Origin of the sequence: Novosphingobium chloroacetimidivorans, assembly GCF_014204535.1 — a bacterium.
In the GTDB taxonomy this organism is placed as follows: domain Bacteria; phylum Pseudomonadota; class Alphaproteobacteria; order Sphingomonadales; family Sphingomonadaceae; genus Novosphingobium; species Novosphingobium chloroacetimidivorans.
On the sequence record NZ_JACHLR010000003.1, the window covers coordinates 192,709 to 214,849 of the forward strand.

At 67.3% G+C, this 22,141-nt stretch carries 18 protein-coding genes; 11 read left to right on the top strand and 7 right to left on the bottom strand.

Annotated elements, in window-relative coordinates; translation table 11 throughout:
• Positions 1 to 61 precede the first annotated feature (61 nt).
• Both HNO88_RS04925 and HNO88_RS04930 read left to right on the top strand, forming a co-directional pair.
• Positions 62 to 742: a Fe2+-dependent dioxygenase gene (locus HNO88_RS04925; RefSeq protein WP_184242965.1), complete on the top strand. Its 681-nt coding sequence runs from the start codon at positions 62 to 64 to the stop codon at positions 740 to 742.
• Positions 739 to 1,917 (top strand): alpha-hydroxy acid oxidase, encoded by a 1,179-nt coding sequence (locus tag HNO88_RS04930; RefSeq protein WP_312856993.1) that lies wholly within the window; start codon positions 739 to 741, stop codon positions 1,915 to 1,917. The genes HNO88_RS04925 and HNO88_RS04930 overlap by 4 nt, the downstream gene beginning before the upstream one ends.
• Positions 1,918 to 2,123: 206 nt before the next feature.
• Here HNO88_RS04930 and HNO88_RS04935 read toward each other — a convergent pair whose 3' ends face one another.
• Together HNO88_RS04935 and HNO88_RS04940 are read right to left on the bottom strand one after the other, a co-directional pair.
• Entirely contained in the window at positions 2,124 to 2,990 is an 867-nt protein-coding gene (locus HNO88_RS04935) for an LLM class F420-dependent oxidoreductase (RefSeq protein ID WP_184242966.1), read from the bottom strand.
• 16 nt (positions 2,991 to 3,006) lie between these two features.
• Positions 3,007 to 3,414, bottom strand: coding sequence for an EthD domain-containing protein (locus tag HNO88_RS04940; RefSeq protein ID WP_184242967.1), 408 nt, complete (start codon positions 3,412 to 3,414; stop codon positions 3,007 to 3,009).
• A 167-nt stretch (positions 3,415 to 3,581) separates the two neighbouring features.
• On the opposite strand from HNO88_RS04940, the gene HNO88_RS04945 reads away from it, so the two are divergent.
• Positions 3,582 to 6,263, top strand: a complete 2,682-nt coding sequence (locus HNO88_RS04945) for a M1 family metallopeptidase (protein WP_184242968.1) — start codon at positions 3,582 to 3,584, stop codon at positions 6,261 to 6,263.
• Between the two features lie 5 nt (positions 6,264 to 6,268).
• Here HNO88_RS04945 and bla read toward each other — a convergent pair whose 3' ends face one another.
• Entirely contained in the window at positions 6,269 to 7,159 is an 891-nt protein-coding gene (gene bla, locus HNO88_RS04950; protein ID WP_184242969.1) for a subclass B3 metallo-beta-lactamase, read from the bottom strand.
• A 107-nt stretch (positions 7,160 to 7,266) separates the two neighbouring features.
• On the opposite strand from bla, the gene HNO88_RS04955 reads away from it, so the two are divergent.
• Together HNO88_RS04955 and HNO88_RS04960 are read left to right on the top strand one after the other, a co-directional pair.
• The gene (locus tag HNO88_RS04955) at positions 7,267 to 8,217 is read left to right on the top strand and encodes a LysR family transcriptional regulator (protein WP_184242970.1); all 951 of its coding nucleotides are present in this window, start codon (positions 7,267 to 7,269) and stop codon (positions 8,215 to 8,217) included.
• A gap of 114 nt (positions 8,218 to 8,331) precedes the next feature.
• Positions 8,332 to 10,926 (top strand): sensor domain-containing protein, encoded by a 2,595-nt coding sequence (locus HNO88_RS04960; protein ID WP_184242971.1) that lies wholly within the window; start codon positions 8,332 to 8,334, stop codon positions 10,924 to 10,926.
• Here HNO88_RS04960 and HNO88_RS04965 read toward each other — a convergent pair.
• Positions 10,899 to 11,564, bottom strand: coding sequence for an HAD family hydrolase (locus tag HNO88_RS04965; protein ID WP_184242972.1), 666 nt, complete (start codon positions 11,562 to 11,564; stop codon positions 10,899 to 10,901). The two genes, HNO88_RS04960 and HNO88_RS04965, sit on opposite strands and share 28 nt — an antisense overlap.
• 206 nt (positions 11,565 to 11,770) lie before the next feature.
• On the opposite strand from HNO88_RS04965, the gene HNO88_RS04970 reads away from it, so the two are divergent.
• From HNO88_RS04970 to HNO88_RS04980, 3 genes are all read left to right on the top strand, one after another.
• On the top strand, positions 11,771 to 12,142 hold the full coding sequence (locus HNO88_RS04970; protein WP_184242973.1) for a cupin domain-containing protein: 372 nt from the start codon (positions 11,771 to 11,773) through the stop codon (positions 12,140 to 12,142).
• 234 nt (positions 12,143 to 12,376) lie between these two features.
• A complete protein-coding gene (locus tag HNO88_RS04975; RefSeq protein ID WP_184242974.1) occupies positions 12,377 to 13,873 on the top strand; it encodes an ATPase domain-containing protein in 1,497 nt (498 codons plus the stop codon).
• Positions 13,863 to 16,472: an ATP-binding protein gene (locus HNO88_RS04980; RefSeq protein WP_312856994.1), complete on the top strand. Its 2,610-nt coding sequence runs from the start codon at positions 13,863 to 13,865 to the stop codon at positions 16,470 to 16,472. The genes HNO88_RS04975 and HNO88_RS04980 overlap by 11 nt, the downstream gene beginning before the upstream one ends.
• A gap of 147 nt (positions 16,473 to 16,619) precedes the next feature.
• Here the strand turns inward: HNO88_RS04980 and nudC are convergent, their stop codons facing one another.
• Genes nudC through mutY form a run of 3 tightly spaced genes read right to left on the bottom strand, consistent with a single transcriptional unit; the run spans position 16,620 to position 19,917 of the window.
• Positions 16,620 to 17,540: an NAD(+) diphosphatase gene (gene nudC / locus HNO88_RS04985; protein ID WP_184242975.1), complete on the bottom strand. Its 921-nt coding sequence runs from the start codon at positions 17,538 to 17,540 to the stop codon at positions 16,620 to 16,622.
• On the bottom strand, positions 17,537 to 18,844 hold the full coding sequence (locus HNO88_RS04990; protein ID WP_246381186.1) for a serine hydrolase domain-containing protein: 1,308 nt from the start codon (positions 18,842 to 18,844) through the stop codon (positions 17,537 to 17,539). The genes nudC and HNO88_RS04990 overlap by 4 nt, the downstream gene beginning before the upstream one ends.
• The gene (gene mutY / locus HNO88_RS04995; RefSeq protein WP_184242976.1) at positions 18,841 to 19,917 is read right to left on the bottom strand and encodes an A/G-specific adenine glycosylase; all 1,077 of its coding nucleotides are present in this window, start codon (positions 19,915 to 19,917) and stop codon (positions 18,841 to 18,843) included. The genes HNO88_RS04990 and mutY overlap by 4 nt, the downstream gene beginning before the upstream one ends.
• Positions 19,918 to 19,946: 29 nt before the next feature.
• On the opposite strand from mutY, the gene HNO88_RS05000 reads away from it, so the two are divergent.
• The 3 genes from HNO88_RS05000 to HNO88_RS05010 all read left to right on the top strand — a co-directional run bounded on the left by HNO88_RS05000 (position 19,947) and on the right by HNO88_RS05010 (position 22,122).
• Complete coding sequence (locus tag HNO88_RS05000; RefSeq protein WP_184242977.1) at positions 19,947 to 20,561, top strand: DUF721 domain-containing protein; 615 nt, start codon at positions 19,947 to 19,949, stop codon at positions 20,559 to 20,561.
• Positions 20,558 to 21,259, top strand: coding sequence for a thioredoxin domain-containing protein (locus HNO88_RS05005; protein ID WP_184242978.1), 702 nt, complete (start codon positions 20,558 to 20,560; stop codon positions 21,257 to 21,259). Before HNO88_RS05000 ends, HNO88_RS05005 begins: the two co-directional genes overlap by 4 nt.
• 110 nt (positions 21,260 to 21,369) lie before the next feature.
• Positions 21,370 to 22,122 (top strand): DsbA family protein, encoded by a 753-nt coding sequence (locus HNO88_RS05010; protein WP_184242979.1) that lies wholly within the window; start codon positions 21,370 to 21,372, stop codon positions 22,120 to 22,122.
• Positions 22,123 to 22,141: the final 19 nt, after the last annotated feature.

Consider the following 22,141-nt stretch of genomic DNA (forward strand, 5'->3'; position numbering starts at 1 on the left):
GGCGAGCGCTGCACCGCAGGCGCTTGCCGGGTCTTTGCTTTTGGCGCCAAAGGGAAACGATATGGTCATCGAAATCCCAGAGCTGTTCGAACCCACCGAGGTGCGCGAGATCCGCGCCGCGCTCGAAGCTGCGCCGTGGACCGACGGACGCGCCACCGCCGGGCACCAGGCGGCGCGCGTCAAGGATAACGAGCAACTCGCACTCGACCTGCCGCTGGCGCGCGAGTTGTCCGACCGGGTGCTCGCCCGCCTGTCGCAAACGCCCTTGTTCATCGCCGCCGCCCTGCCCGCCCGCGTACTGCCGCCTCGCTTCTCGCGCTATGACGGCAGGGGCCAGTACGGCGCCCATGTCGACAACGCGATCTTTCCCGTGCCCGGCACCGGCGAGCACTTGCGCTCCGATGTCTCCGCCACGCTGTTCCTCTCCGATCCGGCCGACTACGATGGCGGGGAGCTGGTGATCGAGGACATGTTCGGCACCCACAGCGCCAAGCCGGCGGCAGGCCACCTGATCGTCTATCCCGGCAGCAGCCTGCATCGAGTCATGCCGGTGACGCGCGGCGTGCGCTATGCGGCGTTCTTCTGGGTCCAGAGTTTCGTCGCCTCGGCCGAGCGGCGGCGGCTGCTGCTCGACCTCGATGGCGCGATCCAGTCGGTTGCCGGCGATCACCCCGAGCACGCCGCGGTCGACACACTGACCCAAGTCTATCATAATCTCCTGCGCCAGTGGTCGCAGACGTGACCCTGCCGCCGCACCCCGGCGTGCCGCCTGGCATGGCAACGCTGGCGGACTACGAGGCAGCGGCGCGGGCACATCTGGAACCCGAGATCTGGCGCCACATCCAGGAAGGCTCAGGCGCCGAACGCAGCCTGGCGGAGAACCGCGCGTCCTTCGCGCGCTGGGGCTTCCTCCCGCGCGCACTGGCGGACTTGCGCGGGGGCAGCACCGAACTTTCGCTGTTCGGGCGCCGCCATGCCGCGCCCCTGCTACTCGCGCCGATGGCATACCAGCGCCTCGCTCACCCCGAGGGGGAACTTGCGGTCGTGCGTGCCGCGACCGCGCTGGAGACCGGCATGGTGGTCAGCACGCTGGCGAGCGTGACCATCGAAGAGATCGCGGCCGCCGGTCGCGATGCGGCCGCTGCGCTCGACAGACCTGTGCCGCCACTGTGGTTTCAGCTCTACCTGCAGCCCGATCGCCAGGACTCGCTGGCGCTGGTCCGGCGGGCGGAAGCGGCGGGCTACGAGGCGATCGTGCTGACCGTCGATGCGGCGATCAAGCCTGCGGGCCTGACGCTGCCAGCCGAAGTGGACGCCGTGAACCTTGCCGGCATGCGGCGGATCCGACAGACCGCGACGCCAGGGACGAGCGGCATCATCCTCGGCACAGCCCTTGCCGATGCCGCGCCGCGCTGGGCCGATTTGGAATGGCTACGCAGCGAAACCCGCCTGCCGGTGCTCTTGAAGGGGATGCTGCTGGGCGAGGATGCGGCGCGCGCGGTGGACCTTGGCGCCGACGGGCTGATCGTCTCCAACCATGGCGGGCGCGTGCTCGACGGCTTGCCCAGCGCGCTCGATATGCTGGACGCCGTCTCGGCAGCGACCGGCGGGCGCGTTCCGCTGCTGATGGACGGCGGCGTGCGCACCGGCTCCGACGTGGTCAAGGCGCTCGCGCTGGGTGCCTCGGCCGTGCTGGTCGGCCGCCCGCAGATGCATGCCCTGGCGGTGGCTGGCATGGCGGGCGTCGCCCATGCCATCCACATGCTGCGAACGGAGCTGGAGGCGACGATGGCGCAGCTGGGTTGCGCTCGGTTGGATGCGATTGGCCCCGACCGGCTGTGGCGCTTCGAGCAGCACGCTCGTCAGGCCATGCTTTCTCCTGACCGGCCTGACGTAACTTGGCCTGACCTGACCTAGCGTGAATGACCTGACCGCTCACCGCTACCTGACCCACACCCGTCGCCCCCGCGCAGGCGGGGGCCCCGCTTGTTCCTTATCAGGTGGCGCTTGCCCATGAAGCGGGGCCCCCGCCTGCGCGGGGGCGACGACGGGTTATGCTGGCTGTTTGGTTTGGTTTGATTTTGGTCCCAGGTGCCGGGTGCTGCGTTCTCGACCCAGCACAATCACCCCGCATCGACCAACCGCTTCACCTTGGCCAGATAGTCGATGTGCGCATCGATGTCGTCACCCAGCCCTTTGTTCATCGACGGTGCCGTCCCATGCGTGCCGCCTGCGTCGCGCCAGCGCTTGAGGTGGTCGGCGGCCTCCTGCGCATCTCGGGCGAAGATCGCCAGGAGATCGCGGCCGAAGCTGTCCTCATCGCGCCCGGCCTCGTGCAAGTGATGGCGCACCCGGTTCCAGGCGTCCACCGCGCCCTCCCCGGGCGCTGCGAAGACGAAGCCATCACCGATGCACGCGCCACGCTCGTAGGCGGGTTCCGAGTGCCCGCCGAGCCAGAGCGGGATGGCGCGGCGGGGACGCGGGTTGATGCCGGCACGATCGATGCGGTCGAATCGGCCGTGAAAGTCCACCAGCGGCGTCGTCCAGAGCTGGCGCAGCAGGTCCACCTGCTCCTCGATCCGCCTGGCGCGGGTCTTGAAGTCCTGGCCGAGCGCCTCGTATTCCACGTAGTTCCAGCCAATACCCACCCCCAGCCGCAGCCGCTCGCCCGAGAACAAGTCTACGTCGGCAGCCTGCTGCGCCACCAGCGCCGTCTGCCGCTGCGGCAGGACCAGCACGCCGGTCACGAACTCGAGGCTGGTGGTGATCGCCGCGGCGAAGCTGAACAGCGTGAAGGGATCGTGGAAGGTATCCTCGTCGGTGTAGGGCCCGGTCAGCTTGGGATCGCGCCCGTCGTGGGGACACTTCACCACATGATCGTAGGCCATCATGTGCGCGAACCCGAGGTCTTCGGCCGCGGCGCAGAACTTGCGGATCGCCTGGGGATCGCCGGCGACTTCGGTGGTGGGATAGGCGGCGCCGATCTTCATGGGTCTGGCTCTCCGATCAGGATTTCAGCGCGGCGCGCACCGCGTCGAGGTCTGTATCGTGCTCGACGACCGTCAGGATGCGGAACGACGCGCGATCGAACAGCTGCTCCTCGTCGGCGACGATCTCGGCCGGCATCGGCGAACTGGTGAGATAGGCCAGGGTTTGCCGGAACGTCGCCTCGTCATCGAACCACAACTCGGTGATAACGTCGTAGGGCAACTCGCCGGGCTCGCCGGTTTCGGGATGCGGATGCGCATCGAGGTAGCGGCGCACGTAGCGCGCGAGCATGCCTGATGACTGGGCCGCGAGCGGTGCGTGGTGGTTCTCGTAGTACTCGCGGAAAGCCTCCACCGACATGCCGGGCTTGCGCTTCATCGGCAGCAGGATCTTGTAGGTCGTCGCGGCGCGATCGTCCGGGTTCATCGGGCTGGCTCCTCTCGCTCGTCTTTGCAGGCAGCATAGCGCGGCGGCAGAGGATAACCACGATCCGGCGCGAAGGACGAGCAGGCGCGGGACTGGATCGGACCGACGCCGCAGGCTAGACCCAGTGCCAAGTCGTCAAGAACCTCGTGTGTGGAGCACCTTAAAACATGCGTTCAGCCATTCGCTCGTTTGCTACCGCTTCTGCCGTGATCGCCCTGGCGGTGTCGCTGCCCGCCCTTGCCGCTCCTGCGAGTGCCCCCGCGTCGACGCCCGTCGCGCTGCCCGAGACGGTCCCGAGCGACCTGCCGCGCACCGCCCGTCCGACGCACTACCGCATCGAAGTGACCCCCGACGCCAAGGCATTGACCTTCAACGGCAAGGTCGGCGTCGACCTGGTCGTGTTCACGGCGACCGACGCCCTGACGCTGCATGGAAACGGCCTCAAGATCGCATCGGCGCAGCTTGTCGCCAAGGACGGCAAGGCGACGCCGCTTACCGCCTCCGCCGACGAGAAGGCGCAGACGCTGCGCTTCGCCGCGCCTGCCCAGATCAAGCCGGGCACCTACCGCCTCGACATCGCCTATACCGGCACCATCGGCACGCAGCCGTCGGGCCTGTTCGCGCTCGACTACCCCGACAAGCGCACCGGCAAGGACACGCGCGCGCTGTTTACCCAGTTCGAGGCGCCCGATGCGCGCCGCTTCGTCCCCAGCTTCGACGAGCCCAGCTACAAGGCGACGTTCGACCTTTCGGCCGTAGTCCCCGCCAGCCAGATGGCATTGAGCAACATGCCCGTCGCGCGCGAGGAAAAGCTTGCCGGCAACCTCAAGCGCGTGACCTTCGCCACCACCCCGAAGATGAGCTCGTACCTGCTGTTCTTCGGCCTGGGTGATTTCGAGCGCTCGGCCAAGATGGCGGCGGACGGCGTGGAAGTCGGCATCGTCTCGCCCGCCGGCAGCGGCGCGCAGGCGGATTATGCGCGCGATGGCCTGGCGCAGATCCTGCCGTGGTTCGACGACTACTTCGGCGTCAAGTTCCCGCTGCCCAAGCTCGACAACATCGCCGCGCCGGGCAGCTCGCAGTTCTTCGGGGCGATGGAGAACTGGGGCGCGATCATGACCTTCGAGCGCATCCTGCTGCTCGATCCCGCGACCACCAGCCCCGATGGCATACAGGACATATACAGCACCCAGGCGCACGAAACCGCGCACCAGTGGTTCGGCGACCTGGTGACGATGGCCTGGTGGGACGACATCTGGCTTAACGAAGGCTTCGCCAGCTGGGCGGCGGACAAGATCACCGATCACTTCCACCCCGAATGGAACTATCGCCTGAACGCTGTGGACGGACGCGAGGCGGCGATGTCGCTCGACGCGTTGCCGACCACGCACCCGATCGTGCAGACGATCCGCACGGTCTCGGAAATGGAGCAGGCCTTCGACGCGATCACGTACCAGAAGGGTCAGGCGACGATCGCCATGCTCGAGGACTATGCCGGCGCCGACACCTGGCGGGCGGGCATCCGCGCCTACATGGCGAAGCACGCCTACGCCAACACGCAGAGCAAGGACCTGTGGGCCGCCATCGAAGGTGCGGGCGGCAAGGACGTGAACCGGATCGCCGAGGCGTTCACGCGCACACCCGGAGTGCCGCTGCTGCGCGTCAGTTCCATCACCTGCCAGGGCGGCCAGTCCCGGCTGAGCCTGACGCAGGACGCCTTCTCGCTCGATCCCGCCAGCCGTGGCGGCACGAAGCCGGTCTGGCCGTTGCCGCTGCTCGTGCGCGTCGGCGAGACAGCGCCTGCGCGTCACCTGATGACCGGCAAGACCGACAACGTCGTGCTGCCGGGCTGCGGGCCGGTGCTGGTGAACAGCGGGCAGCTGGGATACTACCGTACGCTCTACGACGCGGCCTCGTTGCAGAAGCTGGTCGCGAGTTTCGGCAAGCTCGCCCCGATCGACCAGTATGGTCTGGTCCGGGACAACCTCTCGCTCTCGATGGCAGGCTACCAGGACATGGCCGCCGGCCTGTCGCTGCTGTCCGCGGTGCCTGCGAGCGCGGATGCCACGCTGACGGGCAACGCGGTCGGCTTGTGGCAGGCCGTCTACGACCTGCTCGAGAAGGGCGAGGCCCAGCAGCAGCTCGGCGCGCTGATCTCACGCACATGGTCGCCGCGCTTGCAGAAGCTCGGCTTCGATCCTGTCGCGGGCGAGCCCCTCACCGACACCAAGCTGCGCGCGCAACTGATCGGGACTCTCGGTGCCGCGGGCGACGCCGCGGTGGTCGCAGAGGCCCGGCGCAGGTTGCAGGGCCTCGCCACCAATCCGGCCGCTCTCAACGGACCGCTCAAGCGCACCTGGCTTGATGTCGCCGCCACCAACGCGACGCCATCGGACTGGGAACTCCTGCGCCAACAGGCAGCCAAGGCCACCGGCGTCGTCGATCGGCAGCTGTACTACAGCAGCCTCGGCGCGGCGCGAGACGATGCACTGGCAGCCAAAACCCTGGACCTCGCGATCTCGGGCACGCCCGATGCGACCAGCGGCTCGCAGATGATCACGTCGGTCTCCCGTGCGCATCCGGAGCAGGCGTTCGACTTCGTGCGTGCGCACCAGGCGCAGATCGACAAGCTGGTCGAGCATGCCGGGCGCCCGCGCTTCATCTCGCGCCTGGTGGCGGCGAGCACCGACCCGACCATGGTCGACAAGCTTCAGGCCTATGCCGCCGCTCTGCCCGCCGACGAGGCCAAGCCGATCATCCAGGCGCAAACCGGCCTGAAGCAGCGCCTGGCCAATCGCCCGACGCAGCGCGCGCAGCTTGCCGCCTGGCTCAAGACACAGGCGAGGTAAGGCGCCTAGCGGGCGGCTTCGTCACGCAGGCGCTTGTCGAGCAGCGCCTCGAAGCGGTCCGCGTAGGCCTTGCACGAGGCGGGGTCGCGGAAGGGGTTGGGCCGTGCTCCGGCCCGCACGGCGGCAAGCTTGCGGTCACCCCCGGACTGGTCGGGGTGCGGGGTCAGGAGGATATCGCAGGGCAGCTTGCGGAAGCGGGCAAAGGTGCCCCGGAACATCGCCACGCGCTCGGGATGGTCGGCAAAGCGCCAGCCATCGGCGGCTGCCGGGTTGAGGCTCGAGGCAAACAGCACGGTGGCGCAGGCCTTGCCTTCGCAGCTTTGCCACTGCCAGCTCATGCTGCCGCTGGTGTGCCCGGGCGAAGCCACTGCGGTGACCGTCACGTTGCCCAGGCGGATGCGCTCGCCGTCGCGAACGGCACGCACTTTGGTGACAGCTGGAAAAGGTTCGAGCACCGCCGCCTGCGGATCTGCCGGATCGTGACCGCCGTTTTTCAGCACCACCGATGCGCGAGCGCTCGCCAGCACGGTCGCGCCACTGTCACGGGCCAGCGCGGCGATGCCGGCGGCATGGTCCCAGTGCGGCTCGGTCGAAAGGATCAGCTTCACGTCGCGGATCGAAAAGCCCAGCTTGCGCAAGTTCGCTTCCACCACCGGCACCCCCTGCGGAACGCCGCCGTCGACCAAGATCAACCCGGCGTCGGTGCGTATGACCGCCACGGATAGTCCGCCGAAGCCGACGGAGAACGTGTTGCCGAACACACGCACCGGTGTTTCGGGCGCGAGCCAACGCTGTGCGTACTCAGGCGATATCGGGCGCAACAAGGGGTCGTCCGCAGGTGCCGCCGCCAGGCTCATCATAGCCACACTGATGGCTGCTGCCCATTTCGTCATCATGCTCGTGCCTCCCTCGACTTGGATGATGAGACAGTGGCCGTACTTCTGGTCACGCACAAAGCAGGGTTTCTCGACAGAGCCATGAGTCCAACTTATGGCTCGCAAGCATGGACCGCGCGCAGATCCCGCTCAATGCCCTGCGCGCGTTCGAGGCGGCGGCGCGGCACCTGTCGTTCACCCGCGCGGCGGTGGAGCTCTGCGTCAGCCAGGGCGCGGTCAGCCAGCAGGTCGCCGCCCTCGAGGCCAGGCTGGGAACGCCGCTGTTCCGTCGCCTGCCGCGCGGCCTCGCGCTGACCGACGAAGGCCAGGCCTTGTTCCCGGTCATGGCCGACACGCTCGACAGAGTGGGAGACCTGCTCGAACGAATCGCAGCGGGCCACCCGCGCGACGTGCTTTCGCTCGGCGTGGTCGGCACCTTCGCCAGCGGATGGCTGCTGGAGCGGCTGCCGGACTTTACCCGCGCCTGCCCGCAAGTGGACTTGCGCCTGTCCACCAACAACAACCGCGTCGACATCGCCGGGGAGGGCCTGGACATGGCAATCCGCTTCGGCGGGGGCGCCTGGCACGGCACGCACGCCATTCGCATACTCGACGCGCCGCTGACCCCGCTGTGCACGCCCGAGATCGCGCAGAGGCTTTCCGATCCGGCGATGCTCGGCCGCGAAACGCTGCTACGATCCTACCGCAGTGACGAGTGGCCGACCTGGTTCGCGCAAGCCGGTACACCCTGCCCCGCCCTGCGCGGGCCGATGTTCGACAGCTCGGTGCCGATGGTCGATGCGGCGCGGCACGGACTGGGCGTCGCGCTGGCTCCCGCCGTCATGTTCACCGGCGATTTGCGCGCTGGACGGCTTGTCGCGCCTTTCGCCACGCGGATCGATGCCGGGAGCTATTGGCTCACCCGGCTGCAATCGCGAACCGACACGCCGGCCATGGTGTGCTTCCGGACCTGGCTGCTGAACACTGTCGGCGAAGGCGGCCCCATCGACCGGAACATGGCGCAAAGCTTTGCGCCGCCTTGCGCAACACCCGCGAGTGCCGGCGCTACCTCTTCTTAAGTCTCTGCACGTTAAGGACCTTTCGCAAGGACGCGCCAGGTCGCACCTGTTTGTCACGGCTTCGCGGTCCGGGGCAGTGAGATGAATCGTATCGAAGTAGGGGCTGAGTGACGCATGAGGGAGCTTCCTGAATACGACGGAGAGGCTCCTACACCACTCGAGGCGGAGCACGCATCCCGCCTTCTTGCGGAGCTGGAGCGCGCCGCGCCGTCGCTTGCCCGGATCGCAGCTCAGCCTGAAGCTGCGTTGCCGCTTCTGTTCCAGGACATGATCGACGCGCTCAGCCAGGCCAACGTCGGGTTCGTCTATCGTGCGCTCGACGGGCGCATCCTGGCAGCCAACGACTTCTTTTGCGAACTGATGGGGCGCCGGCGCGAAGAGCTGGCCGATGTCACACTCGAACAGTATTCGCACCCTGACGAGATCGGCCCGCTGCTGGACCTTTTTCGTGAACATGTCCGCGACGCCACGCCGTTCCATGCGGAGCGGCGCTTTTTGCGGCCGGACGGCACTCACACCTGGTGCCTCGTCCATGTCAGCTTCCTGTGCGACGGCAATGGCCGGCCCACCGGCACTATCGCGGTCGTCCTGGACGATACGATCCGCCGGAATGCGGAAGCCGAACTGCGCGAAAGCGAAGCGCATTACCGTCACAGCTGCGAACTTGCGGCGCAGATCCGCTGGACCGCGGCGCCCGACGGCGCCATCCTGGAAGTCAGCTCGCGCTGGGCCAACGTGACCGGCAGATCCGTTAGGGAAGCCTTGGGTCATGGCTGGATGCGCGCCCTGCACAAGGACGATGTCGCTACCACCTGCGGCGCCTGGGAAGACGTGCTCGTCAGCATGGATCCACTGGACGTATCCCATCGCCTGCGCACCGCGGACGGCACGGATCGCTGGTTCCGCGCCCGCGCTGCCCCGCGCCTGGACGATGCCGGCAAGGTCGTGCGCTGGTATGGCACCCTTGAGGACATCGACGACCGCAAGCGGACCGAGGAAGCCCTGCGCGAGAGCGAGGAGCGCTTCCGCCTTGCGGCAAAGGCGGCCGGTCTGGGCATCTGGGACTTCGACGCGGTGCAAGACCGACGCGAGTGGTCGGACGATTTCAAGCGGATGGTCGGCCTGCCGCTCGACGCGGAACCGGACCCTGCCGTCGCCTTGGCGTTGGTGGTGCCGGAAGATCGCCAACTGCTTCAGGAACTGGTCGACGCCGTAGAGGTCAACGACAGCGAGCACCGCTTCGAGGTGGTTCTGCGTATCCGGCGCGCCGACAACGGCGAAGAGCGCTGGATGCAGACGAGCGGGTGGCGCATCGACGGGCCGAACGGAAGGCTCGAACGCGTGCTGGTCACCATCCGCGACGTGACCGAGCAGCGCAATGCCGATGAACGCGTGCGCTGGACGGCCAACCATGACGCGCTGACCGGCCTGCCCAACCGTGCCTACTTCAACCAGCATCTCGAAACCGCGATCGCACGGGCGCGCGAGCACGGCGAGACGCTCGCACTCGTCATCTTCGACATCGACAACTTCAAGGAAGCCAACGACACGATCGGCCATGACGGAGGCGATGCGCTGCTGCGCGCCTTCTCGGCCCGACTCACCGCCGGCATCGGCGAGCGGGGCTTTGTCGCGCGACTGGGCGGCGACGAGTTCGCGGCCTTCGTACAGGTCATGGACGAAAAAGCGCTGAGCGGCCTGGTGCTGCCCTCGCTACAGGACGTTGCCGACCACCTGGAGTGTGACGCGCACGGCATCGCCTGCGAGGCGACGGCCGGGGCCGCGCTGTTCCCGCGTGACGGGTTCAGCACGGACGAGCTGCTCAAGGCCGCGGACATTGCGCTCTACGCCGGCAAGTCGGCACAACGCGGCACGCTGACGATGTTTAGACCGCAGTTGCGCGAGCCGGTGCAGCGCCGCGCCTCGATGCTCGCCACGGCCCGCAACGTCATCGCCGACGAGCGCGTCATGCCGTTCTATCAACCCAAGGTCCGCCTGGCGGACGGCCGCATCGCCGGCTTCGAAGCGCTGATGCGCTGGCGCCATGACGAGCTCGGCGTTCTCGGCCCCGACCGGCTGTGGGCCGCGTTCGAGGACTTCAACCTGGCCACTGCCCTGGGCGAGCGCATGCTCGATGGCGTCTGCCGCGACATTGCACGCTGGCGGGAAGAAGGGTTCGATTTCGGACGCGTGGCCGTCAACCTGTCCCCGGCCGAGTTCCGGCGCGAGGACCTGTTCGACCGGGTCATGGCGTGCCTGCACCGCAGTCGCGTCGCGCCCTCGATGCTCGAACTGGAAGTCACCGAGACCGTGTTCATGGGTCGCGGCGCGGACTCGGTCAGCGACGTGCTGGAACGGTTCCACCGCGAGGGCATCTCGCTTGCCCTGGACGACTTCGGCACGGGCTATGCCTCGCTTACCCACCTGCAGGCGTTTCCGGTCGACGTGATCAAGATCGACCGCAGCTTCGTCACCCACCTGGCGCCGGACTCCGCCAACGCGGCGATTGTCGATGCCATCATCGGCCTTGCCGAGCGGCTCGGCATGGATGTGATCGCCGAGGGTATCGAGGCGGCGCAGGAAGCGCGGTACTTGCGCGAACGCGGCTGCGGCTATGGTCAGGGCTACCTTTTCGGCCGAGCGATGGCTGCCAACGCGGTGCTCCGCCTGCTGGCGCAGCCTCAGCGACCGAGCGGCGAACTCGAGTAATCGGCGAGGAGGGCCGCGACGTCGTCGTAGATGGCGATGGCACCGGCGTCCGTCAGCGCAGCGTCGGAGAACTTGCCCGAACGGACGGCGACGGCGGCGATCTCGCACTTGGCGGCAGCTTCGATGTCGTAAGGCGTGTCGCCGACCACGATCGCCTCCTCGGGCCGGAGCGGCGCGAGCTTGGCCATGGCGGCGGCGAAGATGTCGGGCGCGGGCTTGGTATGCTCGACATCGTCGCCGCTGGTAGAGGCATCGACAAGATCGCCAGCCTCGAGCAGTTGCACGTAGTGCTCCAGCTCGGGCGCCGACGCCGAACTGGCCAGCACCACCTGTTGACCTGCCTCATGCACCCGCGCGAGCAGGTCACGCGCCCCGGCGAACGGCTCTACCCGGTCCAGGTACTCCGTTTTGAAGATCGTTCCATGCAGTTCCCCGGCCTTGCCTTGGGTCGCTTCATCGGCATAGGGCAGCAAGGCGGGGACGAGCATGTCCTTCCCTTTGCCGATCTGGTCGTGAATGGTCTGCGCGTCGATGGCGGCGCCCACCTGCTCGAACGCGCGCTGCCAGGCAAGAACGTGCAGATCGTTGCTGTCCACCAGGGTTCCGTCGATATCGAAAAGCACGGCGCGGATGGGCATGGTGTGGAAAGCTCCTGTCGACGGGGATCGCCTGCGACAACGCCTGGGAGGCCCGTAAGGTACCGCCTCTGACGGAACTCAGGGTGCCATGCGAAGGAACCTTCCGCAGTTGCGCATCGTTGTGAGCAGCGGAAGGCCGGACGCAAAGAATGGCCAAGCTTGCAGAGGCTTGCTTCCCGTCCAGACTGGCGAAAAGGATTTTGCGCATGGCCGTTTTCAACAAGGACATCATCGCCCTCACCACGAAGAACAAGAACTTCCAGAAGGAAGTTTATTACGACGAGAACTGCCAGATCGTCATGATGAGCATCGAGCCCGGCGATGATATCGGGGAAGAAACGCACGATGCCGACCAGACGACCTTCTTCGTCTCGGGCGAAGGCCAGGCAGTTGTGGATGGCAGCCGCTCCAAGGTGACGCCCAACCACATCATCGTCATCCCGAAGGGCGCCAAGCACAACATCATCAACAAGGGCGAGGAACCGCTCAAGCTGTTCACCGTCTATTCGCCGCCCGCCGAGGAGCAGGGCATCAGCCACAAGACCAAGGAAGAGGCCGAGGCTGCAGAGGAAGAGTAAGCCGAGGGCCGCAACGGCCCGCGCGTCTGCTCCGCGCATCGTGCCGTTGCCTGAAAGGCCTGATGCACAGATGCCGACGTGACGGTAAGAGCGGCCCAGTCGGCAGCGTGAAGGATGCCCCTCGCGCCGCTCAGGTGTCGATTGCCGCGTTCCGCTTTTTCCGGCAGTCGGTGGTGTTCCGATCGTGGGCGCCGGAACACGTCGTCACGGTCGCTGCAGGGAAGATTCAAGGCCATGGTTGACCAGAGCACGATATCGACGGGCAACGACGGCCTCGACATGATCCTGAAGGGCGGCCTCACGCCCAACCGGCTCTACTTGCTCGAAGGTGCGCCCGGCTCCGGCAAGACCACGCTGTCGCTGCAGTTCCTGCGCGAAGGCGTCGCCCAGGGTGAGCGGGTGCTCTACATCACGCTGTCCGAGACGCGCGAGGAACTGCTTGCGGTCGCCGCCTCGCACGGGTGGGGTCTCGAAGGGTTCGACGTGTTCGAATTCAACTCGGCCGACGATGTCTTCGGCGGCGGACGCGAGCAGTCGATCATCCATCCCTGGGAAATGGAGTTGGGCGAAACCGTGCGGCTGATCCAGGACGAGGTCGAGCGCGTCAGGCCCAACCGCGTCGTCTTCGACAGCCTCTCGGAAATGCGCCTGCTGGCGCAGGATCCGCTCCGCTACCGGCGTCAGGTGCTCGCGCTCAAGCAGTTCTTCGCCGGGCGCGACTCGACGGTGCTGCTGATCGACGACATGACCGCGTCGCACGAGGCGCGCGATGCGCACCTGCACAGCCTGTGCCATGGCGTGATCACTCTGGAGCGCCTCACTCTGGAGTTCGGGGCGGCACGGCGGCGCATGCAGGTGCAGAAGCTGCGCGGCATCGATTTCACTGCCGGCTATCATGATTTCGTGATCCGCAAGGGCGGACTGGACATCTTCCCGCGCCTGATCGCGGCCGAACATCACGTCGAGTTCGTCGAAGAGCCGATGGCCAGCGGCATCGCCGCCCTGGACGATCTTCTGGACGGTGGCCCCTTGCGCGGCACCAACGTGCTGATCTCGGGGCCCGCAGGCTCGGGCAAGACGACGATCGCGCTGCAGTACATGCATGCGGCTTGCGACCGCGGCGAGGCGGTCTCGATCTTCCAGTTCGACGAGCGCGTCGGCACTCTGATGAGCCGTGCCGCCGCCTTCAACCTTGACCTTGCCAGGCACGTGCAGAGCGGTTGCATGGTCCTGCAACAGATCGATCCGGCGGAGATCTCGCCCGGCGAGTTCGCCACGCGTGTACGCCGTGAGGTCGAGCTGCGCGGCGCCCGCGTGATCGTGATCGACAGCCTCAACGGCTACATGGCCGCCATGCCGCAGGAGCAGCAGCTGCTGCTGCAGATGCACGAGCTGCTCTCCTACCTCAGCCAGCGCGGCGTCGTCACATTCCTGATCAACCCGCAGCAAGGCCTGGTCGGCACCATGACCACCAACCTCAACATCTCGTACATCGCGGACGCGGTGATCCTGCTGCGCTACTTCGAGGCCGGCGGCCGGGTGCGCAAGGCGATCTCGATCATCAAGAATCGGGGCGGAATGCATGAGGATTCGATCCGCGAGTTCCGCATCGATCGGGGTGGGCTGCGGATCGGCGCACCTTTGGTGGACTTCAAGGGCATCCTCACCGGCACGCCCGAGTTCACCGGCGCCGATGCCCCGCTGCTGGAAGGTCGGCTAAGTGTCGGCTGAGACGCCTGTCGAAGGTCGCCGTGTCGTCGTCTGCGCACCGTTCGGTCGTGATGCGGAGAGTGTCGCAGCGCTCCTGACAAGAGCGGGCTACGAGGCGGCGGTCTGCGCCGATCTCGCGCAAGTGGCCGCACATGTCGATGACAAGCTCGGCGCCGTTCTGGTCACCGAAGAAGCCATGGGCAGTGGCATCGACCTGCTGCGCGACGCGCTCTCGCGCCAGCCTCCCTGGTCCGACTTGCCGTTCGTACTGCTCAAGGCGCAAAGCACGGGCCGTTCGGCGCCGAGTTCCACGCTCGATGGGCTGGCAGGCCTGGTCAACAACACCGTCATCCTCGAGCGGCCGCTCGGCACCGCCTCGCTCGTGAGCGCCGTCGCCTCGGCCCTCCATGCCCGTCGCAAGCAGTTCGAAATGCGAGACCGCATTGCCGAGCTCGCCATTTCCGAAAGCCGCCTGCGCCTGGCGACGGAGGCAGCGAACATCGGTACCTGGGACTACGATCCCGTCGGAAACGTGCTGCGCTGGGACACGCGCTGCAAGGCACTGTTCGGCTTGCCCCCCGAAGCGGCTATCACGTTCGAAGACAGCTTCGTCGCCGGTCTGCACCCCGACGATCGTGAGCGCACCAACGCAGCAGTCAGCAGTGCGCTCGATCCCGAGGGGCATGCCGACTACGACATCGAGTATCGCACGATCGGCCTTGACGACGGCGTCGAGCGCTGGGTCGCCGCGAAAGGTGGCGCGGTGTTCGAGAACGGGCGCGCCACCCGCTTCGTCGGCACCATCATGGACGTTTCCGAACGCAAGCGCGCCGAAGCGGCGCTCGCCGCATCGGAAGCCGCGCTGCGCGAGGAAAGCCACGCGCTGGAAATCCTCAACCGCACCGGCAGCCAGGTCGCCGCGGAGCTGGATCTCGACACTCTGGTGCAGGCCGTGGTGGATGCCGGGCGCGAATTGACCGGCGCCGAAGCCGGTGCGTTCTTCTACAACAAGGTGGATGAGAGCGGTGAGGGCTACCTGCTCTTCAGCCTGTCGGGACCGCCTGCATCGGCCTTCGAGAACTACCCCATGCCGCGCAACACCGCGCTGTTCGGCCCGACCTTCACGGGCCAGGGGGTGGTGCGCTCGGACGATATCCGGCAGGATCCCCGCTACGGCCGGAACGACACGTATCACGGCATGCCCGCAGGCCACATACCGGTGGTCAGCTACCTGGCGGTACCGGTGGCCTCCCGTTCCGGAGAGGTCATCGGCGGCCTGTTTTTCGGCCACCACTTGCCCGCCCAGTTCGGTGACCGCGCCGAACGGCTTGCCATGGGGCTCGCCTCCCAGGCCGCCATATCGATCGAGAATGCGCGGCTGATCCAGGCGGCGCAGCGGCTGAACCAGACGCTCGAGCAGAAGGTGGCCGAGCGCACGCGCGACCTGGAAGAGGAAATGGCAAGTCGTGCGCGCGCCGAAGCCGCGCTGCGCCAAAGCCAGAAGATGGAAGCGGTCGGCCAGCTGACCGGCGGCATCGCCCACGATTTCAACAACATGCTGACCGGCGTCATCGGCGGTCTCGACATCGTCAAGCGCCGCATCGCCTCGGGCCGCACGCAAGACCTCGACCGGTTCATGGACGCGGCCGCGGCTTCAGCGCATCGCGCGGCCAGCCTGACCGCGCGCCTGCTTGCCTTCTCGCGCCGCCAGTCGCTCGATGCTCGACCGCTCGACGTCAATGCCCTCACCGCCTCGCTCGATGATCTCCTGCGCCGCACGATCAACGAGAACATCGCGCTCAAGATCGTGCCCGGCCCCCACGCGCCGCACGCGATCGCCGATGCCAACCAGCTCGAGAATGCGATCCTCAACCTGGCCATCAATGCGCGTGACGCGATGCCCGATGGCGGCCAGCTGACGGTGGAGGTGCAGACCGTCGAGCTCGACCAGGCTTACGCCGCCACCGAGCCCGACGTCGCGCCTGGCCGCTACGTCGTCGTCGCGGTGTCCGATACCGGCGTTGGCATGCCCGCCGATGTCATCGAAAAGGTGTTCGAGCCGTTCTTCACCACCAAGCCGATCGGCCAGGGCACCGGCCTCGGCCTCTCGATGGTCTACGGCTTCGCGCGCCAGTCGGGCGGCCAGGTGCGCATCCACAGCCGCCCGGGCGAGGGCACTTCGGTGAAGATCTACCTGCCTGCCTGCGAAGGCGATGTCGCCGGCCAGAGCGATGGCCCCCGCGCCGTCCAGGAAGGCCATGGCCAGACCGTGCTGGTGGTGGAAGACGATCCTTCCGTGCGTCTGCTGGTTCGCGAAGTGCTGGAGGAGCTGGGCTATGCACCGATCGAGGCAAGCGATGCCGTCGAGGCGATCCCGATCCTGCGCTCGGCCCAGGCGATCGACCTGCTGGTTTCCGATGTCGGGCTGCCGGGCATGAACGGCCGCCAGCTCGCCGAAGTCGCACGCGAACACCGGCCCGACCTGCCGATCCTGTTCGTCACCGGCTATGCCGAGAACGCGGCGATCCGCGCGGGCTTTCTGGGCACCAACATGGCGATGATCACCAAGCCATTCGCCATCGAGGCGCTCGCCGCCAAGATCGGTGAGATGGTGAACTGACGTTCGCGGCTGCGCGATCCTTTCCTGCAAGGGAAGGTGGCGCGCACGCCGTGCGTGACGGCGGGGTGTCACCGTTGGCTTAGTGCTCGACCGAAAGAGTAGACCGCTCCACCAATCGCTACGCGAGCGCCTCCGTTCAGGACGCCCTCAGCTGCCGCGATCGTACCACCAGCGCAGCAGGACATGCGCGATCGCCGTGGCGGGGGGCGCACCGAAGCTGCGGCCGGCTTCGCCGCGCTCGATAGCCGCCAAAGCATCGCCCACGTCCTCGCGCGCAAACCAGCGAGCGTCCTCGAGCTCGGTGGTGTCGACGGTGATCGCCGGATCGTCCGCCAAAGCATGGCACCCGATCATCAGTGAGGACGGGAACGGCCAGGGCTGACTGGCGACATATGCGACATCGCGCACCCTGACGCCGGCTTCCTCGAAGACCTCGCGCGCGACGGCTTCCTCGATCGACTCGCCAGGCTCGACGAAGCCAGCCAGCGCCGAGTAGCGCCCGGCAGGAAAGCGGGGCTGCCGGCCGAGGAGAACCCGTCCCTCATGCTCGACCAGCATGATGGTCACCGGATCGGTGCGGGGGAAGTGCTCGGCGCCGCAGCCGGGATCGGTGCAGGTGCGCTGCCAGCCACCCTTGACCAGTTGTGTCGGGTGGCCGCTCTGCGCACAGAAGCGATGCCGTGCATGCCAGCCAACCAGCGCCCGTGCGGCGCCGTAGGTCGCCAGCTCGTCGGCGGGCAGCACCGCCATCGCCTGCCAGCTGCGCGGTCCCGCGACCATCGCCTCGCGCGGGAAATGGGCCGGCACCTCGGCGAAGCATCCGGCGCAATCGCGATCCGGGTCGATGCCGAGGAAGACCAGTTCGGCGTCCGGCTTCAGACCGGAGAGATCGCGCCAGGCCAGCAAGCCGTGTTCGGTCAGAACCGGGTCGAGCCCTTCCAGCTGCAGCAGCCGCCCCCCGCGCGCCTTCAGCGCGTCGAGTGCCGCAGGGTCCGAGCGGATGTGGTCGGCCCGATCGATCCGCGCGCCTGCAAAGGCAATGGGCGGCAGCGTGCTTGCAATGCTCATCGTTTCTCCAGGAGAGCCAGGACATCCGCTTTCAACGCGGTCTGGAACTCGGGCAACAGGTTCATCGAGTCCGCAGGCATGAACTGGGCAAAGATCTGCGACCGCAACCCGTGCACCATGTCGACCATGCCTACCGTGCCGGCCGCGCCTGCCCAGCCATAGACGCCCGCCTCCGGTCCCAGGCCGACCCGCCCCCCGGCGCCGAACCCGCCGACCGGCCCCATGATCGTGGGTCCTGCGACGCCCTTTGGCAGCAGGTTCGAGGTGCCGAGCCGCACCGCCTTCTCGGACAGGACGCGCCTGCCGTCGATCTGCCCGAACTGGGCCAGCATGCGCAGGAAGCGGTCATAGTCCCGAGGCGTGCTGACCAGCCCTGCCCCGCCGAAGGGTGCCGCAGGCTTCTCCAGGAACAGCGAACGGCTGCCCTCGTCGATGGCGACGAAGATGCCCTGGATCACGCCGTAGTTCGTCGCCAGCCGGCCCGCATCCGCGCGCGGCACCTGGAACACGGTATCCTTCATGCCTGCGGGTGCGAAGATCGTTTCCTTCAGGTACTGGTCGAACGCCTTGCCGCTCAGCACCTCGATCACATGCCCCATCAGGTCGAGCCCCATGGAATAGCTCCAGTGCGTGCCCGGATCGTAGACCAGCGGGACTTGCGCCAGTGCATCGGCGAACGCCTTGAGCCCCGAGATCGACTTGGCGCGCGTGAAGCCGTTGATCGGCAAACGCGTGACCTGGCCCGGGATCAGTCCCTTGCGCTCCATCAACTGCACGATGGGTCCGCGCTGGACGATGGCATAGCCCAGGCCCGACGTATGCGTCAGCAGGTGGCGCATGGTGATCGGCCGCGGCGCGGGGTGGAGTGCGGTGATCGACCCGTCGTAGGTGTTCTGGACCTTCATGTCCTTGAACTGCGGCAGCACTTCGTGGACGGGCTGATCCAGCGCCATCTTGCCTTGGGCGATCAGGTGCATCGCCGCCATGCCGGTGATCGGCTTGGTCATCGAATAGATCCGGAACAGCGTATCCGGCGTCATCGGATCGGGATCGGTGAACCCCTGGCTGCCGATCGACACGAACTCCGGTGCTTGCCCCGGTCGACCGAGCGAGGCGACGAGGCCAGGGAACTTGCCCGGTCCCACCCACCGGGTGAGCAGAGCCCGCACGTTGGCCAGCATGTCGGGCCGTGCCGCCGCTTGTGCCAGGCTTGGAAGCAGACCGGTCAGCCCTGCTGCCGCTCCCAGCTGGAGCAAGGCACGGCGGTTCAGGGCAGCTTCGAGCACGCGATGATCGGACTTCAAGCCTCGACTCCGGTTGAGACCAGCGCGAGGCGCGCCGCCTTGGCAAAGAGCGTAGGCAGGCCGGCTTCGTCGATACGCTCGACCGGCCACCACTCGCCTTGTTCAGCGCCGAGACCTGCCCAATCGTTCCCGCGATAGATCAAGAGGTCCAGATCGAGGCCGAAGTGGGTGAAGCCATGCGCGACCGTGCCGCCAGGCTCCCAGCTGCCGCTCACCGGAGCCTCGCCGCTGCCATCGCCCTTCGCACTCCATCCGTCATCGGGCAAGGCGCGCATGCCGCCGAGCATGCCCTTGTCCGGACGGCGCACCAGCCACACCGCGCCGTTGCGCGCGATCCAGAAGGCCCGACCGTTGCGTTGCGGCTTGGGCTTCTTCGCCGCCTTGACCGGAAAGCGCTCGGGCTCGCCGGTCTTCCGGGCTGCGCACGAGGCCGATAGGGGGCAGAGCAGGCACCGTGGGCTGCGCGGCGTGCAGATGGTGGCGCCCAAGTCCATCATGGCTTGCGCGAAGTCGCCGGCACGAAGCTCGGGCGTGATCGCATCGGCATGGCGGCGGATGGCCGGGCGCGATCCCGGCAGCGGCTCGGCCACGGCGAACAGCCGGGACACCACGCGCTCGACATTGGCGTCGACCACCACGGCGCGGCGCCCGAAGGCGATGGCGGCGACCGCTGCCGCCGTGTAGGCGCCCAGCCCCGGAAGCGCCCGCAGACCGTCCTCGGTGTCCGGGAACACGCCGCCGCGCGCCGCCACCACACGCGCGCACGCCAGCAGGTTGCGCGCCCGGGCATAATAGCCAAGCCCCGCCCAGGCGGCCATGACCTCGCCCTCGGGAGCCTCCGCCAGCGCCGTGACGGTCGGCCAGCGGCGGGTGAACTCGGCGAAGTAGCTCTTTACCGCCGCCACCGTCGTCTGCTGCAGCATGACCTCGGACAACCATACGCGATAAGGGTCCGGCGCCGAGGTCCCCGGAGCCGCCCGCCACGGCAGCGTGCGGGCATGCGCGTCGTACCAATCCAGGAGAGCAGAGGCCAACGGCGCAGGCACGGCGGCTTTATGCGAACTGGCATCCATCGCGCCGCTATGGCATTGGCTGGCCGGCAATGGAACGGGCCGAACGGGTGTCAGATCGCGATACGGGCAAGGATGCCGCGGACAAGCCGGCAAAGGCGCCTGCCCGAAGCACGAAGGCAGGCCCGAAGGGCGCAGGCCTCAAGCCCTACGAACGTCCGCGCGGCGGCCAGGCTCGCCCGATTAGCGACCTCATGCCCGAAGTCGGCCGCACCGCCTTTCGCCGCTTCGGCTTCGTGCAGTCCAGCGTCGTATCCCGGTGGCCGGAGATCGTCGGCGCGCGCCATGCCAAAGTCTGCACGCCCGAATCGATCCGCTTCCCGCCCGGCGAAAAGCATGACGGGATCCTGCAACTGGTCGTCGTCCCCGCGCACGCGCCGCTGATCCAGCACGTGATCCCCGAGATCATCGAACGGGTGAACCGCTTCGTCGGCTACAATGCCGTGGCCCGCGCCAAGATCCGGCAAGGCGAGGTTAAGCCACCACCTGCTTCCGGGCCCAGGAGCGCGCCGCCCTCGCTAAAGCCGATCCCGATGGAACTTGGCGATTCCCTGCGCGATATCGGTGATCCGGAGCTTCGCGCCGTGCTGGAGTCGCTGGCACGCAGCATGGGCGCCGCCAAGGACAGGAACGAGGACAAGACGTGATCCATCGCAGCATCCTCCCGATCAGCGCTCTCGCAATCGCAACGCTTTTGGCGCCGGTCGCCTCGGCCGCACCGGCGCCCGCCAATCACGGCAACTGGAATGCCGCGATCGCGCAAGGCGCCGATGGAAGCTTCACGCTGGGCAATCCCAAGGCCAAGGTGAAGCTGACCGAGTACGTCAGCTACACCTGCCCGCATTGCGCGAAGTTCAGCAAGGAATCCGAACCGCTGCTGCGGATGAGCTACGTTCCGCAGGGCAAGGTCGCGGTGACGGTGACGCAAGTGCTGCGCAACCCGATCGACATCACGATCGCGCTGCTGACCAACTGCGGCGATCCCAAGACGTTCTTCACCCGCCACAACGGCTTCATGGCTTCGCAGGACCGCTGGCTCGCCAGGTACGAAAGCTTCTCCGAAGCGCAGACCGCCCGCTGGGCCAGCGGCCCCGTCGCCGCCCGTTTCCGCGCGATCGCCTCGGATTTCGACTTCTACGCCATCATGGCGCGCTGGAGCTATTCCCGCGCGCAGGTCGACCGCTGCCTGGGCGATGCGGCCATGCTCAAGCGCCTGACCGCGCAGACCGAGGCGGCTTCGGCCAAGGGCGTCGACAGCACGCCGAGCTTTGCGATCGACGGTGAGGTGCTGGTCGGCACCCACGACTGGAAGACTCTCGCCGCTCAGATCGACACCCGACTCTGACACTTGGGCTTGGAAGCTGTGGAGACACGGCGTTCCCACCCACGCTTCGCGCTTTGATCCTGCAGCGCTCTGCGCTAGCGCCGAATATTCTTGTGAGAAGGACCTCTTGCATGGCTTCCCGTTTCCGTTCCTTCGCCCTTGCCGCTGCCGCCCTTCCCCTCGCGCTCGCCCTCTCGGCCTGCGGCGACAAGAAGGCTGACGGGGCGCCCAGCGGCGAACCGGCCGCCAAGGTCGCCCCGCCCAGCGGGAAAGCCTGGAGCGACGTCGTCGCGAAGACAGAGGAAGGCGGCTATCGCGTCGGCAACCCCGATGCGCCGATCAAGCTCGTCGAGTACGGCGCCCTCTCCTGCTCGCACTGCGCCGAGTTCGCCAAGGAAAGCAGCGAGAAATTGCTGAACGACTACGTCGCCAGCGGCCGCGTCAGCTACGAACTGCGGTTCTTCATGCTCAACGCCTTCGACGTGCCCGCCACCTTGCTGGCCACCTGCGGCGCGAACGAAGCGGTGATCCCGCTGGCTGAGCAGTTCTGGGCCTGGCAGCCCAACATGTTCACCAACCTGCAGGCCGCCGGCGATCCGAAGATCCAGCAGGCCGCCGCGCTGCCGCCGGCCCAGCGCATGCAGGCAATCGCCCAGCTTGCGGGCATGAGCGAGTTCTTCGCCTCGCGCGGCATCTCGCGCGACCAGGGCGCCGCCTGCCTCGCCGACACTGCCAAGGCCGATGCCCTCGCGAAGCAAACCGAGACCGCCTCGAACAAGTACGAAGTCTCGGGCACGCCGACGTTCTTCATCAACGATACGCCGGTCGGCACCTCCAATTGGGCGACGCTGGAGCCCAAGCTGCAGGCCGCCGGCGCCCGCTGATGCAGCGGGACGCCTGATC

What these genes read in the sequence shown, in the direction of transcription:
- HNO88_RS04955 (WP_184242970.1), top strand. Translation starts at nt 7,267, where the DNA reads ATGGACCGCGCGCAGATCCCGCTCAATGCCCTGCGCGCGTTCGAGGCG.
- HNO88_RS04975 (WP_184242974.1), top strand. Translation starts at nt 12,377, where the DNA reads ATGGTTGACCAGAGCACGATATCGACGGGCAACGACGGCCTCGACATG.
- HNO88_RS04940 (WP_184242967.1), bottom strand. Translation starts at nt 3,414, where the DNA reads ATGAACCCGGACGATCGCGCCGCGACGACCTACAAGATCCTGCTGCCG.
- HNO88_RS04945 (WP_184242968.1), top strand. Translation starts at nt 3,582, where the DNA reads ATGCGTTCAGCCATTCGCTCGTTTGCTACCGCTTCTGCCGTGATCGCC.
- HNO88_RS05010 (WP_184242979.1), top strand. Translation starts at nt 21,370, where the DNA reads ATGGCTTCCCGTTTCCGTTCCTTCGCCCTTGCCGCTGCCGCCCTTCCC.
- mutY (WP_184242976.1), bottom strand. Translation starts at nt 19,917, where the DNA reads ATGGATGCCAGTTCGCATAAAGCCGCCGTGCCTGCGCCGTTGGCCTCT.
- HNO88_RS05000 (WP_184242977.1), top strand. Translation starts at nt 19,947, where the DNA reads ATGGAACGGGCCGAACGGGTGTCAGATCGCGATACGGGCAAGGATGCC.
- HNO88_RS04960 (WP_184242971.1), top strand. Translation starts at nt 8,332, where the DNA reads ATGAGGGAGCTTCCTGAATACGACGGAGAGGCTCCTACACCACTCGAG.
- nudC (WP_184242975.1), bottom strand. Translation starts at nt 17,540, where the DNA reads ATGAGCATTGCAAGCACGCTGCCGCCCATTGCCTTTGCAGGCGCGCGG.
- HNO88_RS04965 (WP_184242972.1), bottom strand. Translation starts at nt 11,564, where the DNA reads ATGCCCATCCGCGCCGTGCTTTTCGATATCGACGGAACCCTGGTGGAC.
- HNO88_RS04935 (WP_184242966.1), bottom strand. Translation starts at nt 2,990, where the DNA reads ATGAAGATCGGCGCCGCCTATCCCACCACCGAAGTCGCCGGCGATCCC.
- HNO88_RS04970 (WP_184242973.1), top strand. Translation starts at nt 11,771, where the DNA reads ATGGCCGTTTTCAACAAGGACATCATCGCCCTCACCACGAAGAACAAG.
- HNO88_RS04925 (WP_184242965.1), top strand. Translation starts at nt 62, where the DNA reads ATGGTCATCGAAATCCCAGAGCTGTTCGAACCCACCGAGGTGCGCGAG.
- bla (WP_184242969.1), bottom strand. Translation starts at nt 7,159, where the DNA reads ATGATGACGAAATGGGCAGCAGCCATCAGTGTGGCTATGATGAGCCTG.